This is a genomic window from Paenibacillus sp. GXUN7292, from assembly GCF_050864975.1.
Classification (GTDB): Bacteria; Bacillota; Bacilli; order Paenibacillales; family Paenibacillaceae; genus Pristimantibacillus.
The window spans coordinates 58911-74422 of sequence record NZ_JBOZWO010000026.1 but is presented as its reverse complement, the minus strand read 5'-3'; the positions used below and the strand labels follow the sequence as shown (position 1 = coordinate 74422).

Sequence of the window (15512 nt, the reverse complement as noted above, 5' to 3'; positions counted from 1 at the left end):
AAATAAAAAACTGGGGGACATAAAAATGAAAAGCAGCAAGATGAAATTGAATTTCGTTTTAGCGCTGGCTTTAATAATCAGCTTGGTGACCGCAGCATGCGGCGGCTCAGGCAGTTCCAGCGGCAAGACAGAATCAGGCGGCAATACAGGCAAATCAAAAGTAACTCTTAACGTAGTTCTGGTGGATAACGTTTATAACAGAGGCCTCGCTAAGTTTTCATCAGAATTTGAGGAAAAGACAGGCATTAAAGTAAAGATTAATGTGCTTGGGCAAGATGTTGCAGAAAAAAGAATGCAGCTTGATTTTATTGGAAAAACAGGTGATTTGGACGTAGCATACATGTCCTTTATTATGATGCAAAGATGGGTGCAGGCTGGCTGGGTGCATCCGCTGGATGAATTTATTGCGGGCGCTGAAGATATTGATATTGATGACTTTGCTAGAGCGCCGATCGAAAGCTTGTCTATACAAGATAAGCTATGGGCGCTGCCAAGCTTTGCTGAAACTGGCTTGCTAGCGTACCGCAGCGATATTTTCGAGCAAAAAGGCATTACAGAGGCACCAAATAACTGGGATGAATTTAAGGCAGTTGCAGAAAAAATCCATTCCAAGGAAACGGCGGCAGTGGCGCTTCGAGCGAAGCGCGGACAAGGCTTGAATATGTTTATTTTCCCATCGATGATGTGGGCTTTCGGCGGTTCTTACTTTAAAGATTATCCGACTGATATGACACCGATTTTGGATCGGGAAGAAAATGTAAAAGCATTGGAATATTATGCTGAGCTAGTTCAAAAATACTCTCCGTCCGGCGCAGGCAATTACAGCTTTGCAGAAGTAATCTCGGCTTATCAGCAAGGCAATGCTGCAATGACTGTTGATGGAACTTCAATCATTACTCAATTGTTTGATCAGAATCAAAGCAAGTTTGCTGATAAGACCCGCGTAGCTCTCGTTCCGGAAGGTCCGGGCGGCCGTTCGCCAATGATTGCCGTGCACGGCTTGGCAATTCCGGCAGACTCCAAAAACAAGGAAGAGGCATTCGAATTTATTAAATGGGCGACTAGCGCAGATATTCAGAAAAGAATTGCACTTGATGATTACAACCTTGACTTTACTCGCAACTCAGTCGCTCAAGACCCGCAAATTCTTGAAAAATACAACTTCGATAATGGAAACCTATTGAAGCTGCGTACAGAATCCTTGAACATTGCACGTGCAGATTACAGACCGCTTATCCCTGAGTGGCCAGAAATCGGCGATCTGATCGCAGCGCAGGTTAATGGCACAGTTAATGGCGGTCCGAGTGCTAAGGACGCATTGGCAGAGGCTAACAAGCAAGTATCTGAAGTTATGAAAAACGCGGGCTACTAAAAATTTGGAAATAATCGGCAAGGGATATTCTAATCATTAGAATATCCCGGCTTTATAATTTTTTTGTACAAGGAGTAAGACAGATGCAAACTTTAGAAGGCAGCAGTCAAATGGTGAAACACCGCAAAAACAGAAAGTCTTTAACCTATTTTCTAATGTTATTGCCTGCGATTATTTGCACGATTGTTACTGCAGTTGTACCTATGTTCGGCATGATCGGCATTTCATTTATGAAGTGGGATTTAACCTCTGCTATCCCGGCAAGCTTTAATGGTCTGGACAATTATATTGCTATGTTCAAAGATGCAAGATTCCTTAATAGTATGAAGGTTCAAGTAATTTTAAGCTTTTTTATATTAGTAGCGCAATTGCTGCTTGGTTTGGTAGCCTCTATTGCACTAAACGGTGCTACAAGCAAGTTCAAATGGGTTCGCGGTATCGTTATGGCTCCATTTATGATTCCAGCTGTTGTAGTTGCATTAATATGGCTTACAATCTTTACGCCAACGCTCAGCCCAATTAACAGCGTGCTTGATGCTATCGGCTTGCCTAGTCCAAGCTGGCTGTCAACGCCTGCTTTAAGTATTGCATCCATTGTTATTGCCGACACGTGGAATAACCTTCCTTTCGTTATTTTGATCCTGCTTGCAAGCTTGCAGGGCATTCCTAAGGATTTGTATGAAGCTGCCGAGGTCGACGGTGCAACCAACTGGAAAGCAATGCTTCATATTACGCTTCCTGCACTTAAGCCTGCATTAGTGCTAGTCGGTCTAATTCGCTTTATCGAAAGTTTGAAGTCATTCCCACTTATTTATATTATGACAGGCGGCGGACCAGGTACTTCAACTGAGGTAACGAATTTTTATGCGTTTGTTCAGGGCTTCCAGTATTCCAAAATCGGATATGCTAGCGCACTAGCATTTTTCCTCTTCCTGATTACCGTTGTCATCAGCTTTATTACTATTTATTTAGACAGAGGCTCAGAGGAGGAGTAGAAAATGGATTCGTCTATCAAATCAAACAAAAGAGCAGTAAATCTTCTGCGTGGTGTTGTTTTATTTTTGCTGGTAGCTTTTTGTTTATTTCCACTAGTGTGGATGGCCTTCCTTGCCTTTCGTACGCCGGATGCAATGTTTGTGCCGTTTTGGAAAGAATGGTCTTCCTTTTCAACCGATACATTCATGGAAACGATACGCTCAGACTTCCCAAAATCAATTTTAAACAGCTTTATTGCTGCAATAGTGTCCATGCTGTTAGCGATGGCTATTGGCACACCAGCAGCCTTCTCGCTCGCGAAATGGTCTTTTAAACGCAAGTATATTTGGAAATGGGTAATTCAATTGCTTCGGATGGCACCTCCTGTCGGCTTTGCAATCCCGTTATTTCTTGCTTATATCAATTTTGGAATGATTGATTCCTTATCTGGCCTAATCCTATCCTATGTAACGTTCACTGTTCCGCTTGTCATTTGGCTGATGTGGATGTTCTTTGCCCAAATTCCCAATGAACTGCTGGAAGCTGCATGGATGGACGGCAGCAGCGTATGGCGTTCCTTCTACAAAATCGGGCTGCCCCTGTCAACGCCAGGCTTGGTTGCGGCAGGCATACTTTCCTTTATATTTGCTTGGAATGATTTCTTTTTCTCACTAATTCTAACGAGAACGAATGCAACAACCGGCCCGGTAGCCGTTATGAACTTCTTGACAGAATCGAGCTATAACTGGGGCGGAATTGCCTCGGCAGGGCTAATTCTTTCTTTGCCGACGTTGCCTGTTATTTTCTTTATGGGCAAATATATCGTTCAAGGTTTAACTAGCGGAGCAGTAAAAGGTTAATTTATAAGGAGTGTCTAGTTATGAAAGCAATTTCTGATTTACCAACAACAATGAAGGCTGCTGTCATGCACAAGCCTTATGATATTCAAATTGAGGAGCTGCCAATCCCTCAAATCGAAAGCAATGAAGTGCTGGTAAAAGTGATGGCTGTAGGAATTTGCGGCTCTGATCTGCATTATTATGAACACGGCAAAATCGGCCGTTATGTTGTAGAAAAGCCGATTATTCTGGGGCATGAATGTTCTGGCATCGTCGTTGCGATGGGCGAAAAAGTAACCCGTTTTGAGCTGAATGACCGCGTAGCTGTTGAGCCGGGCGTAACGTGCGGCACCTGTAATATGTGCAAGGCGGGCCGTTACAATCTTTGTCCGGATGTTGTTTTTCTTGCTACACCGCCAGTAGACGGGGCATTTGTACAATATATTAAAATCCGCGAGGATTTTCTATTCGCCATTCCGGATGAGCTGTCCTTCGAAGCAGCATCCTTAGTGGAGCCTTTTTCTGTAGGCATTCACGCTGCTAAGCGCGCCTCCTTACAACCAGGCTCGACAGTAGTTATAATGGGAATGGGGCCAGTTGGATTAATGGCAGTAGCAGCGGCTAAAGCTTTTGGAGCGAGTACAATTATCGTGTCGGATTTGGAGCCGTTGCGTTTGGAGGCTGCTTTGAAGCTTGGTGCTACGCATGCTATTAACATTAAAGAACAAAACCCTGTAGAAGCTATAGCTCAAATAACGAAGGGAATCGGCGTGGATGCAGCCTTCGAAACCGCAGGAAATCCCAAAGCGTTGCAATCGGCCCTGGCCTCTCTTCGCCGCGGCGGCAAGCTTGTAATTGTTGGTCTGCCGCCACAGGATGAAATTCCGCTGAATATTCCATTTATCGCGGATAATGAAGTCGATATTTTTGGCGTCTTCCGTTATGCCAATACTTACCCGCAAGGCATTGCGTTTTTATCTTCGGGTATCGCTGATGCCGACGCACTTATAACAGACCGTTATACTTTAAATCAGACAAAAGAAGCTATGGAAAGAGCGCGTACGAACAAAAGTGGAAGCTTGAAGGTTATCGTTTATCCGAATGCTTAGACCGTTTGCAGCTTTTTTATAGAAGGTGAAAAAATGAAAAAGAAAGAGTCTTTATACATTGGACTAGATATAAGCTCTACTCATATAAAAGCAGCGGCATATGATAAGCATGGAAATGTGAAAGCAATATCCAGCACGCCTACGCCCGTGCATATGACTAAAAACGGCGGCACCTATCATCTTGCTGATGAACTGAGAGAGAAGTCGTTCTATGCTTTGGAATCGTGCGTAGAGCGGGTGCAGGGCCATAAAATAAAAGCGATTGGCGTCAGCAGCGTCGCAGAATCAGGCGTTCTTCTGGATGAGGATGGCGAGTCGCTCGGCCCTATATTGGCATGGTATGATCAGCGGCCGAATCAGTATTTGAATCAGGTTAGGCAGCAAGTCCCGACTTTAGATTTTTATCAAAAGACAGGGCTCTTCCCCGAGGCGAAATACAGCCTGCTCAAGTTTTTATGGATGAAGGAAAATATGCCTGATATGTGGAATAAAAGCAAATCCTGGCTGCATATTGCAGAGTATATTGTATTTTGTCTAACGGGAGTGAAAAAGTCAGAGTATTCCCTGGCCAGCCGTTCAATGATGTTTAATATTACATCGCGGCAGTGGGATACAGACTTGCTGCAAGAGTTTGATATTAAAAAAAGCCTGCTGCAGGAGCCTGCTCAAGCGGGAACAATTCATGGCTATGTGAATAAAACCGCATCGGCTTATACTAGAATTGCTGAAGGAACTCCTGTAACGATCGCCGGCCATCACCCTGTTGTCGGTGCGCTCGGCATTGGCGGCATGCTTGACGGGGACGTTACAGATGTATGCGATATGATGGAAACCCTCATTATTACCCTTCCACTCCAAGAGATGGCGAAGTTCAATGAGGCGCAAGTGTTCACAGTAGGATGCCATGTTGTGCCGGAGCATCATTATGCATTTTTAGATGTCGGTACGACAGGCGGCATCGTGGAATGGTTTTTGTCCATTACAGGCTGGGATTATCAAGAACTGCTTAACGTATTATCCAAAGCTAACGGTGTCAATAAAAATTTGGGCTTTTACCCCACCTCGCTAGGAGACAGCCAATCGGATAATCATGTCCAAATGGCTTGGTTTGGCGGGCAGCTTACAAATAGTTATCCGGAGCAAATGGCATCTTCCATCATTCAAGGACTGAGCTGTTTATTCCGCTATCGGATCGAGCAGCTGCAGCATTTGAATATTCCGATCAAAAGGCTGCTTATAGCAGGTGAGTCGACTAAAAATCCATACTGGATGCAGGTTAAAGCAGACTTGCTCAACCGCCCCTTGCATATTTGCCGCAAATGGGAGGGCAGCTCGCGAGGAGCTGCAATATTAGCGGCAAAAGCAATTGATGAAATGGATGAGTTTGCAATACCGCCTTCTTTAACGGTTACACCTAATGCTGCGAAGCATGTCGAAATGGAAAAGTTTTATACAGAAAGCTATTTGAAAAATATTGAAATTGCCAAGCAAATGAAAGCACCGTAACAACTCAGGAAGGTGAAGGTATGCGAATAGGAGCTGTAGAAGCTGGCGGGACTAAATTTATTTGTGGAATAGGTAATGAGCAGGGCGAGATATTGGAAAAAATAAGCTTTCCTACTGGTGCGCCTGAGGCTACATTACTTCAGGTTATAAATTATTTTAAGGATAGACAGGTGGACGCGATTGGTGTTGGATCGTTTGGTCCAATTAATATAGATAAAGCCAGCTCCGAATATGGCTATGTAACAACTACCCCCAAGCCAGGCTGGTCAAACTATAATTTTCTGGGATCGCTTAAGCAAGTATTCGATGTGCCCTATGGCTGGGATACAGATGTCAATGCTGCTGCATATGGAGAAGCCGCATGGGGAGCTGCAAAAGGACTGGATAGCTGCGTATACTTTACAATAGGCACAGGTATCGGAATGGGCGTACTTGTGGAAGGTAATCTTGTACACGGCCTGGTTCATCCAGAAGGCGGGCATATTCCGGTAAGACGTCATCATGCCGATCCATTTGCAGGTGCTTGCCCTTATCATGCCGATTGCCTGGAGGGGCTTGCTGCTGGACCAGCCATTGAGAAGCGCTGGCAAGCAGCAGGGCGTGATTTGCCAGCAGATCATCCTGCGTGGACGCTAGAGGCTTATTACATTAGCCAGGCGGTTATTCATGCCATTTTTATGCTTTCGCCTAAAAAGGTTATTTTGGGCGGCGGTGTGATGAAGCAGGTGCACTTATTTCCTATGATCCGTCAGTATGTTAAAGCAGGACTTAATCATTATGTAAGCGCGCCGGAGCTTATAACGGATATAGACAATTATATTGTGCCGCCCGGCCTTGGAGACAATGCCGGATTAAGCGGGGCGCTTGCTTTGGGCTTAGCAGCAATCAAAGCGGATAAAGCTGTTAAATAAATCGAATAAAAAACACCCTCAAGTGGAACAATCCGTACTTGAAGGTGTTTTTTGTTAAAACGAATGGATTACTTTTTCCAGCTTGGCAGCTGCTTCACGTAGCTGTCAGAAAGCTTCAGCAGCTCAAGCGCGCGTTCAAATTCATCCTCTGTAGCAGCCTGCTCGCTGCTTAGACCGTCTCCGGCAAGGGAGTAGTGGGTACCGTCCTCATAGCCGCTTCCAGACAGGAACAGCTCCTTGCTGCTTAAAAATGAGCCGGTAGGCAAATAATAACGCTGAGGTAAAATGTTATAGGCATTATTGAATAGATCCTGGCCGAAATGGATTTGATCCTCAAGCGATACGCCAAGCAGATTCGCAACAGTCGGTAAAATATCGATTTGACCGCCCAGCTGCTCGTGAACTTCTGCTGCCTGATCACCTGGATTAATTACAATAAATGGAATGTTAATCATATCGGTATACGTATATTCACGGCCATAAATTTCTTCCATCAAATCTTTTTCTTCACGGGTTAAGGAATACATCGGTAGCCCGAGATGATCGCCATACAGCACAATCAGACTGTCTTCCCAGACGCCGCGTTTTTTCAGATCTTCGATAAATAAGCCAAGCGCATAGTCAGCATAATTTTGTGATCTTAAGTAATCGCCAACCATCGTATTATTGTAGCGGTCAGGCAATGTGATGCGTGACAGATCGTCAGGTATCGTGAACGGATGATGAGCCGTCATTGATATAACCTGCGCATAGAACGGATTGCTTTGATTGTTCATACGCTCCAGCTCTTCTGCTGTTTTTTCATACAATATTTCATCGGGAGCCCCGAAGAAAATAGCATTTTCTTTGCCGAAAAACTGTTCATCGTAATAACGGTCAAAGCCGACCGCCTTGTAAAGCTCGCCTCTGTTCCAGAATTCAACAACATTTGTGTGGAACGTAGCGGTATCATAGCCGGACTTCTTCAGCAGCTTAGGAAGGCTAGGCAGCTCCTTGTCCGCATAGACCTGCGTAGCGGCGCCCCGCGGCGGAATGTACAAGGAAGTATTAACAACAAACTCGGCATCGGATGTATTGCCTTGTCCAACCTGCTGATAGAAATGTCTAAAGTAATGGCTGTTATGCGCCAGGCTATTGAAGACCGGCATAATTTCTTGACCGTCGATTTTCAAGTCCACCAAAAAGTTTTGCAAGGACTCCATTTGAATGATGATCAAGTTTTTGCCCTTTGCCGTTGCGAATTTTTGCGCTTTTTCAATAGGGCTCTCAATATTTTTGACCGAAGAAATGTTCTGCTGAGTAATTTGCTCAGAATCTACAACCTCCGCTTCGGAAGTTGCGGATAAAATAGTGTACGCTTCGTAATTCAAAATTCCCATCTGCTCGGCTTTTACAATTTCATTCATGCTGGCACGGTTGGGCAGTATATTGAATAGACACAGCGCCAAAGATACGGTAAGCACGGAAGCGATAAGACGCTTGTTTTTCGGCCCATTGAATTGATCGTTGTTCTTATTCTTGTTACGGATAAGCAGATAAATAGCCAATATGATGATATCTGTAAAAATAAACAGATAATATGGCTGGATAAGTGAAAACACACTATTTCTTACTGCCCCCACCTGGTTTACCTGTCCGAGGGCATGGTAAGTTACAATAACACCGTAATACTTGTAATACATAATGACTGCGAATAAAATAGAAGTCATCAAGAGATTGGCCAGCCAGTAGTAGAAAAGCTTGCGCTTGCCTGCAAACCATTCGATCAGGCAGAAGATTACAAGCACGAAAGGCGCTTCTTTGAGCAGGGTTGTTATGGACGGTCCGCCTTCAAAGATAACCATCCAAGCTAAAAGACTTTTGGCAAACATAATAATAGAGAAAAATATTATAGGCCGAGTGCTCATAATTCGTTTTATAGATTCGAGCATAAAATAATCGCCCACCTTTCACAGCAAAACAGGCCGCCAAGGATAAACGGCTTCATAATTGTAATATAATGTTTACGATTTGTTAATTCATATTATGCTACGTGACGCAGTCAATTGTCAAAAGGCAAATATAAGGCTATGAAAATTGGAAAAGGAATGTCTTTGAAACAAATTCATTATAGCTGTAGTCTAATATAAATATCAAACTTACTAGGGTAGTGGAGGGACATAGGTGCAAAAAGTAAAAGCAATACTTATATTGGCAGTCGTATGTATTATAGTTGGCGTTGGAGCAAAATGGGTGATAGATAAAGGCTGGACAAGCACTACGCTGCAATCGGAACAGCCGAATTTGTCTGCTCAAGGATCAAATAATGAAGAGCAGAATGTTGTAGGCGGCGAAGGCGGCTCAGACGAGGAGGAGCTAGGCGCGCCAAGCGAGCAGCCGTCCCCTTCTCCTTCGGATAAGCCTACTGGACAAGCTAGCGTAAGCCCGCCAGAGACACCGCAGCCATCCGATAATCAAGCCAAGCCGACCAGCAGCAGCAAAGACCCTGTCAGCCAGCTTGGCGAGGCTATTCCGGTTGTTGCTGAGCCGGAAAGCATAACAGCATTAATTAATCCTAATAATAGACTGCCTGATGATTATGTTCCTTCTGATTTAGTATATCCTGACGTAAGATTTGTATTTAAGGAGAAAATAGATAAAAGAAAAATGCGCAAGGAAGCTGCCGAGGCGCTTGAAAAAATGTTTGCAGCAGCGGACGAAGATGGGGCATACTTAGCAGGTGTATCTGCTTACCGCTCGCATGAGTATCAAATTCAATTGTTTAATCGATATGTGAAAGAGGATGGCCTGGAGAAGGCAAGAACCTACAGCGCTTATCCTGGGACGAGCGAGCATGAATCAGGTTTGGCAATCGATGTGACGCGCAGTGACGGCAAGTGCGCCGCCAGCGATTGCTTTGGAGAAATGAAGGAAGCTGCTTGGCTAGCTGATCATGCTCACAAATACGGATTTATTATTAGATATCCGGAGGGCAAGGATAAAATTACCGGCTATAAATATGAGCCTTGGCATTTGCGTTATGTTGGAACCGAACTGGCAGAAGCTCTTGCTGCAAGCGGTGAGACTTTGGAAGAATATTATGATGCGGTGCCAGTGAACAGGTAACAACAAAAGGCGCTGCGGCTTCGGGGTGTAGAGCTGTTATGAATATCCTTCAAAATCTTTATATTATTGTAATGGTTCTGAATATATTTTTGGCGCTGACGGTCATCTTCCTGGAGCGTAGAAATATAAGTGCGACATGGTCATGGATTATGATCCTGTTCTTTATCCCGATATTTGGCTTTATTTTATATCTGGTTTTGGGACAGAAGCTGAAGAAGCGCAAGCTTCACAAGCTTCTAGGCGACCACAGAGTTATCATTCAGAATACGCTGCAAAACCAGAAGAGCCAAATACGCTCGGGAGAGCTGAGGTTTACTGATCCTGAGACCGAATCCTACAGAGAAGTTATTTACATGAATTTACGAACAGGTTATTCCTTGTATACGAGCAACAATGAAATCGAGATTTTTATCGACGGCAATCAGAAGTTTGATTCTTTGCTTGATGATATTGCTGCCGCGTCTCATCATATTCATTTAGTGTACTATATCGTAAGAGATGATGATTTAGGCAGACGGCTTATTCATGCTTTAACTGAAAAGGTGAAGCAGGGCGTTCAAGTTAGATTTTTGTACGATCATATTGGCAGCTCCCGTTTGACAAAGCGTTTTTTTGCCGAATTTACGGCAGCAGGCGGAGAAGCGATTGCTTTTTTTCCATCGAGAATTCCCTATTTGAATTTAAAAATCAACTATCGCAACCACCGCAAGCTGGTCATTGTTGATGGCAAGATCGGATATATTGGCGGATTTAATATAGGCGATGAATATTTGGGGCTAAGCAAGCAGTTTGGGCCATGGCGGGATACGCATCTCAAAATATACGGCGGTGCTGTACTTCAGATGCAAGCGCAGTTTTTGATGGATTGGAATGTGGCTACCCACAGCACGCTTGATCTGAATGAGCAGTACTTTCCTATCGAGGAAGTGAAGCAGGGGACGATAGGCATGCAGCTGGTTGCCAGCGGGCCGGATAGCGAGTACCAGCAAATCAAGGAGGCTTACATAAAGCTGATTTATAAGGCGCATCACTCCATTTGCTTGCAAACTCCTTATTTTATTCCGGACGAAAGCTTGATGACTGCTCTTAAAGTTGCGTCTAATTGCGGAGTAGAGGTTAGAATTATGCTGCCTCGCAAGCCCGATCATTTTTTTGTTCACTGGGCCACCCATTCCTACTTGGGCGAGCTGCTGGAGGCTGGCGTCAAATGTTATTTGTACGATAATGGATTTTTGCATGCCAAAACGTTGGTGGTCGACGGGAAGGTAGCATCCGTTGGAACAGCCAATCTGGATATAAGAAGCTTCAAGCTTAATTTTGAGATGAATGCCTTCATCTATGATACGCAAACGGCGAAAAACTTGAACCGAATATTCGACCAGGATCTCGCTTATTCAGAGGAGCTTACCCTTGAGATGTACAATAAACGTCCAAGATCAAACCGATTCAAGGAATCCATCTCCCGCTTGTTAAGCCCTATCTTATAACACACCGAAACATAACCTCTAAAAACATAAGAAGGATTCTGCTCACCGATAATGACCAGAATCCTTCTACTTGCTTATATAACAAATATTCAATTTATTCTAACGCTCCAATCCTTAACCACGAACTGCATATTCATTACGATTAGTATGCGTCCTTTCGTATAATGTATTAGCTATCTTTCGACAATTTTCTCTGAGTTCCCCACATGTCCAGAAATGAAAGCTGCTCCTTTCCTTATGTCTGTACTCCTTGATTTACTTAGCTATGGACATGCTTCGCTAACCGTCTCCAATGGGCTATCCCCTTTCGCTTTGTTAGTTTCATTATAGCCTAATGTTTAAATATTGTAAATATTCAGACAACTATTATTTTACTGTTTTTCAACAAAAAATGCCCTTTCGTCCATGATGAAAGACGGAAAGGGCATTGCGGCTTGTTTAAAGACGGCGGAGCCGTTTATCCTTGTCCTTGGCTGAATATATAATGGCTTTGTGCAGAAAGCGTCCAAACCTTCATCCAAGTGGAAATGAGATGGCTGCCTTGATGCAGTAATATGGCTAAGAATCCGGCGCCCAGCAAGGAAAAGACGGAAAACAATGCCGCAATAGCAAACGTAATGATCCAAAGCACAAGTGAAAGCAGAAGGAAGGGTAGGAACTTTATTATCGCCTGCCATAGTGTTGACCATATGCGCCCGCCGCTTACTGCGCCAAGCTGCATCGACAGAGACAGCAAGTGAATGGCAACCGCCCATACTGCCCAGCCAAGTATTATAGGAAGAAGCTTAGCAGCAAGCTGCGCAAAGGAGGGGCTGGTCAAAATAATTTGCATCGCTCTGGGAGCCAGCCACCAGACGGGCACCGCAATCAGCGCCATTTCAAGCCAGTAGATAAGCGTGACGGGCTTCCAGCATTTGCGCATTCCTTCGCGAAAGTGTGTATTTGCCGAATGCTCAAACTGTTGATGCAAGGAGTATAGCAGGCCGCTATGGATAAAGGGCGTCAGCAGCATGCGAAAAGCGAACAAAGCGGCCAGCATCCATACGTATGGCGTAATGAGGTTTGTTTTAAACAATTGGAATTGTGCTTCGGTCAGGAAGACCTGCACGGCATAGTCTGTCGGTGCCGAGCTTGGATAACGGCGCAGCAGCGGCGATATGATGTCGTCTATAAAGCGATACAGGAATATTCCCCAGCCTAATCGGTATACGAATAAGGCCAGCACTAACGTAAGATGTCTGCGTGTCATTTTCCAGCCTTGTGCGATAGTTGTTTTCATAAAATCGCTCCTTGAACTATAAATAGTTACCATGCCAAGCTCTTCAGTATGCCCTCTACAAATCTGACGACACCTAGATTCCAGCGTGACCTTGCTTCGGAAGGCAGCTCCGCTTTCATATAATTATTAATAAGCTTATTGTCGAGCATGTTGCTTTGCTGAGGATCGATTGCCGCCCATTCCAGCGGAGCGCTGTGCACCTCTTTAATTTGAATGCGCGCTTGTTCAGCATTCCAAACTTTAGTTTTGGTAGTGCCGTCTGTAAATTTCAGCACGATCGGGATAGAGCCGTTCATCTCACCGTTGCGCCTTACGGTAACTAGCGATTCATAGCTTTCTTCTTCTCCTGAGCGAATCGTTTTTACTTTAATCGCTTCAACTTCAAAGTCAGCCATCTTGTTGTTGTAGACAAAGCTGTTGAAGTAGTCAGACCAGTCTGTTTTTGTAATCGTTTCGACTATTTTTTGAAAGTCACTCGTTGTTGGATGCTTGAACTTATACGTTTTAAAATAAGTTCGCAGTATTTTGTTCATCTGATTAGCGCCAATTTGGTTTTCAATATCGAGCAGCACAAGCTTGGAGCGCATGTACACATTTTCTGCGTACTGCTGATGATTTTTATAGCCCCAGGATTCCTGCTTTAACGGGGCAGGATCTGTCATATAGCTGGCTTCCATACGGAGATTAGGCAATACGCCATATACGGCTTCCATAATTTTATCCTCTGCATACGAAGTAAAGCCTTCATCAAGCCATGCTTCTTCAAACTCATTGGAAGCAACCATGCCGTACCAGTATTGATGGGCAATTTCATGCGCCACTACACGCTCCAGCTCATAGCCTGGATTTTCCTTGTCGGCTGCAAATGCTGTTACCAAGGTTGGATATTCCATTCCTCCGGCGCCGCCAGCCTGCTTCGGCGGCACGATTACTGACAATGTGCTGTATGGATAAGGCCCGTACCATTTTGCAAGCTTGGTAAGCGACGATTTCGCAGCATGAATATAGCGTTCTGTAAGTTCACTGTGCGCAGGATCCAAATACAGTTTAATGCGCATGCCGGGAATGTTGTCCTCAGAGAAGGAAAACTCCTTATAGATAAAGTCAGGAGAAGCTGCCCAAGCAAAGTCATGCACATCCTCCGCGTAAAATTGATAAATACTGCGTCCGCTTTCTGTTACAGCTGGCTTTGTTTGAAACCCGGTTGCGGCAACAATATGCTTCTCCGGCACATTGATTTTGACACTATAAATACCGAAGCTGCTGTAAAACTCAGAATTGCCATGATATTGATGGAGATTCCAGCCTTCGGCCGAGCGGTCTCTCGTACCAGCCGTTTCATAGACGGCTATTTTCGGGAACCATTGACCAGCCATAACAAAGTCCCCTGAATAACCCATGCGGGCAAAAACTTCAGGCAGCTTGACATCAAAGCCCATCTTGAGCGTAACGGATTTGCCGGGCATAACCGGATCAGGAAGCCGAAGCTTCATTAACGTCGTGTCATGCTTGTTTCCATCATCAGGCTGCACATATTGAATACGGGGCAGCAAGCTATCGCCTTCTAACGTTTGCAGGCTTGTCAGATCCATATAGCCATAGCTGTTCGCAGTTGCGGTATCTTGGCGCAGTTTTCCGCCAGACTCCTTCATAAAGGTCGTTTTGGATGAGCGAAAGGCGTTAGGATAAAGGTGAAAGTACAAATCTGTAACAGGCTTTTTGCCAGGGTTTGTCCATGTTACAGTTTGCTCTCCGCTCAGCTGTCTCGTTTGCTCCAGCAATGTGACTGAAATGTGGTATTCCACCACACGTTTGCTAAGCGGCTGTTGCTGCGGCGGCGGTTGTACATTCATTTGATGATCTTGAGCGGAAGAAGCTGAGGGCTCGGCCAATTGCTGATTAAAAACAGATGCAGCAAGCTCAGAGGTCAGCTGATTATCTTTGTAGGCATAAGTAAATTGGGATAGCCATGCTTTATCGAACCCGCCCTGCAATGAGATGCCTAACATAATGATTGCTAAAGATCCGATTATAATTCCATTCAAATAGCGTGGACGCATTTCCAGATTCCCTCCCGTTGACAAGCATCTACAGCATGTATATGTTTGCAATTCGAAGAATATTAGCTAAAATGTAATTATTGTATGGGAAAGGTGTGATCACTGATGTCAGAAGAGCAAAACGGTGCTGAGCTGAAGGTGAAGAAGAACTTGTCGCTCAATCTTATCGGCGGCAAAAAACATAGAGGATTTGGTGCGGGCTCCATTGATTTAAGCGATGTAGCTTGCATTATTATTGATGAAGGCGAGGCCTATATTGATGTGGGTGCGCTGCATGCAAAGAGCAAGATTGAACGCGGCATTAAATTTACGCCGAATAGAGAGGATACTCCGAATGGGCGCCAATGCTGGATCGTATGGGTAGCAGTGGACCGTGATGAGCATGGCTCGTTCTATGGCGGAGCTACAGCCTGTGAGATGTGGATCGATCCAGAAGCGCGCCGCGGCTGGAAAATTCTTGCCGACCATGTCAATAAGCTCGATAATGCGCTCAAAAGGCGCATTGTCTTGGATGAGCTCGGCTCTGCTGAAAAAGCTGCTCTTAAGAAGCTGCTGATCGAGCATAATGGCGAGTGGTGGGAACGCTCTGCTGACGAGCTGAAGGAAGCGTTAGAATAGCTTACGTTGTTAATAGATTGGCATTGTACAAGCCGAATGGCTGCGCCATTCTATGAATAGGTGTGCATATCAAAAAGACTCGCTTGCGCTTGCGGCGGGTCTTTTTTTCTGTGGCGTAACCGGACTTTGACCGAGAAGTGCTCCTGCGTACGCCTAAACAGCAAAAAACGGCATCTCTGCCGTTTGCGTTTTGCGAATGCCGAGCGTATACTCGGTTCAGACGCTGTGTGTTGTTAATAGCGGTCCATCTA

12 protein-coding genes are annotated in these 15512 nt (G+C 44.8%); 9 read left to right on the top strand and 3 right to left on the bottom strand.

The features are described from left to right. Positions 1–25: 25 nt before the first annotated feature. From ACRRU2_RS19530 to ACRRU2_RS19505, 6 genes are all read left to right on the top strand, one after another. Positions 26–1372, top strand: coding sequence for an ABC transporter substrate-binding protein (locus ACRRU2_RS19530; RefSeq protein ID WP_432504261.1), 1347 nt, complete (start codon positions 26–28; stop codon positions 1370–1372). Positions 1373–1455: 83 nt separating this feature from the next. After that, the gene (locus ACRRU2_RS19525; protein ID WP_432504258.1) at positions 1456–2367 is read left to right on the top strand and encodes a carbohydrate ABC transporter permease; all 912 of its coding nucleotides are present in this window, start codon (positions 1456–1458) and stop codon (positions 2365–2367) included. Positions 2368–2370: 3 nt separating this feature from the next. Next, entirely contained in the window at positions 2371–3207 is an 837-nt protein-coding gene (locus tag ACRRU2_RS19520; protein ID WP_432504256.1) for a carbohydrate ABC transporter permease, read from the top strand. Positions 3208–3227: 20 nt separating this feature from the next. Further along, positions 3228–4295, top strand: a complete 1068-nt coding sequence (locus ACRRU2_RS19515) for an NAD(P)-dependent alcohol dehydrogenase (protein WP_432504254.1) — start codon at positions 3228–3230, stop codon at positions 4293–4295. A gap of 33 nt (positions 4296–4328) precedes the next feature. Next, positions 4329–5801 carry an FGGY-family carbohydrate kinase gene (locus tag ACRRU2_RS19510; RefSeq protein WP_432504252.1) on the top strand — a complete coding sequence of 491 codons (1473 nt, stop codon included), beginning with the start codon at positions 4329–4331 and terminating at the stop codon, positions 5799–5801. A 20-nt stretch (positions 5802–5821) separates the two neighbouring features. Next, positions 5822–6712 carry an ROK family protein gene (locus tag ACRRU2_RS19505; protein WP_432504249.1) on the top strand — a complete coding sequence of 297 codons (891 nt, stop codon included), beginning with the start codon at positions 5822–5824 and terminating at the stop codon, positions 6710–6712. 68 nt (positions 6713–6780) lie between these two features. Here the strand turns inward: ACRRU2_RS19505 and ACRRU2_RS19500 are convergent, their stop codons facing one another. After that, the gene (locus ACRRU2_RS19500) at positions 6781–8643 is read right to left on the bottom strand and encodes an LTA synthase family protein (protein ID WP_432504247.1); all 1863 of its coding nucleotides are present in this window, start codon (positions 8641–8643) and stop codon (positions 6781–6783) included. Positions 8644–8875: 232 nt separating this feature from the next. Here ACRRU2_RS19500 and ACRRU2_RS19495 point away from each other — a divergent pair, with 232 nt between their 5' ends. Continuing rightward, entirely contained in the window at positions 8876–9817 is a 942-nt protein-coding gene (locus ACRRU2_RS19495) for a M15 family metallopeptidase (protein ID WP_432504245.1), read from the top strand. Between the two features lie 38 nt (positions 9818–9855). Beyond that, complete coding sequence (gene cls, locus ACRRU2_RS19490; protein WP_432504243.1) at positions 9856–11304, top strand: cardiolipin synthase; 1449 nt, start codon at positions 9856–9858, stop codon at positions 11302–11304. A 457-nt stretch (positions 11305–11761) separates the two neighbouring features. Here the strand turns inward: cls and ACRRU2_RS19485 are convergent, their stop codons facing one another. Together ACRRU2_RS19485 and ACRRU2_RS19480 are read right to left on the bottom strand one after the other, a co-directional pair. After that, positions 11762–12583, bottom strand: a complete 822-nt coding sequence (locus ACRRU2_RS19485) for a hypothetical protein (RefSeq protein ID WP_432504241.1) — start codon at positions 12581–12583, stop codon at positions 11762–11764. Between the two features lie 26 nt (positions 12584–12609). Continuing rightward, the gene (locus tag ACRRU2_RS19480; RefSeq protein WP_432504239.1) at positions 12610–14643 is read right to left on the bottom strand and encodes a M1 family metallopeptidase; all 2034 of its coding nucleotides are present in this window, start codon (positions 14641–14643) and stop codon (positions 12610–12612) included. A 105-nt stretch (positions 14644–14748) separates the two neighbouring features. Between ACRRU2_RS19480 and ACRRU2_RS19475 the strand changes: the two genes are divergently transcribed. Next, entirely contained in the window at positions 14749–15261 is a 513-nt protein-coding gene (locus ACRRU2_RS19475) for a YwhD family protein (RefSeq protein ID WP_331702325.1), read from the top strand. Positions 15262–15512: the final 251 nt, after the last annotated feature.

What these genes read in the sequence shown, in the direction of transcription:
- ACRRU2_RS19530 (WP_432504261.1), top strand. Translation starts at nt 26, where the DNA reads ATGAAAAGCAGCAAGATGAAATTGAATTTCGTTTTAGCGCTGGCTTTA.
- ACRRU2_RS19525 (WP_432504258.1), top strand. Translation starts at nt 1,456, where the DNA reads ATGCAAACTTTAGAAGGCAGCAGTCAAATGGTGAAACACCGCAAAAAC.
- ACRRU2_RS19520 (WP_432504256.1), top strand. Translation starts at nt 2,371, where the DNA reads ATGGATTCGTCTATCAAATCAAACAAAAGAGCAGTAAATCTTCTGCGT.
- ACRRU2_RS19515 (WP_432504254.1), top strand. Translation starts at nt 3,228, where the DNA reads ATGAAAGCAATTTCTGATTTACCAACAACAATGAAGGCTGCTGTCATG.
- ACRRU2_RS19510 (WP_432504252.1), top strand. Translation starts at nt 4,329, where the DNA reads ATGAAAAAGAAAGAGTCTTTATACATTGGACTAGATATAAGCTCTACT.
- ACRRU2_RS19505 (WP_432504249.1), top strand. Translation starts at nt 5,822, where the DNA reads ATGCGAATAGGAGCTGTAGAAGCTGGCGGGACTAAATTTATTTGTGGA.
- ACRRU2_RS19500 (WP_432504247.1), bottom strand. Translation starts at nt 8,643, where the DNA reads ATGCTCGAATCTATAAAACGAATTATGAGCACTCGGCCTATAATATTT.
- cls (WP_432504243.1), top strand. Translation starts at nt 9,856, where the DNA reads ATGAATATCCTTCAAAATCTTTATATTATTGTAATGGTTCTGAATATA.
- ACRRU2_RS19485 (WP_432504241.1), bottom strand. Translation starts at nt 12,583, where the DNA reads ATGAAAACAACTATCGCACAAGGCTGGAAAATGACACGCAGACATCTT.
- ACRRU2_RS19480 (WP_432504239.1), bottom strand. Translation starts at nt 14,643, where the DNA reads ATGCGTCCACGCTATTTGAATGGAATTATAATCGGATCTTTAGCAATC.
- ACRRU2_RS19475 (WP_331702325.1), top strand. Translation starts at nt 14,749, where the DNA reads ATGTCAGAAGAGCAAAACGGTGCTGAGCTGAAGGTGAAGAAGAACTTG.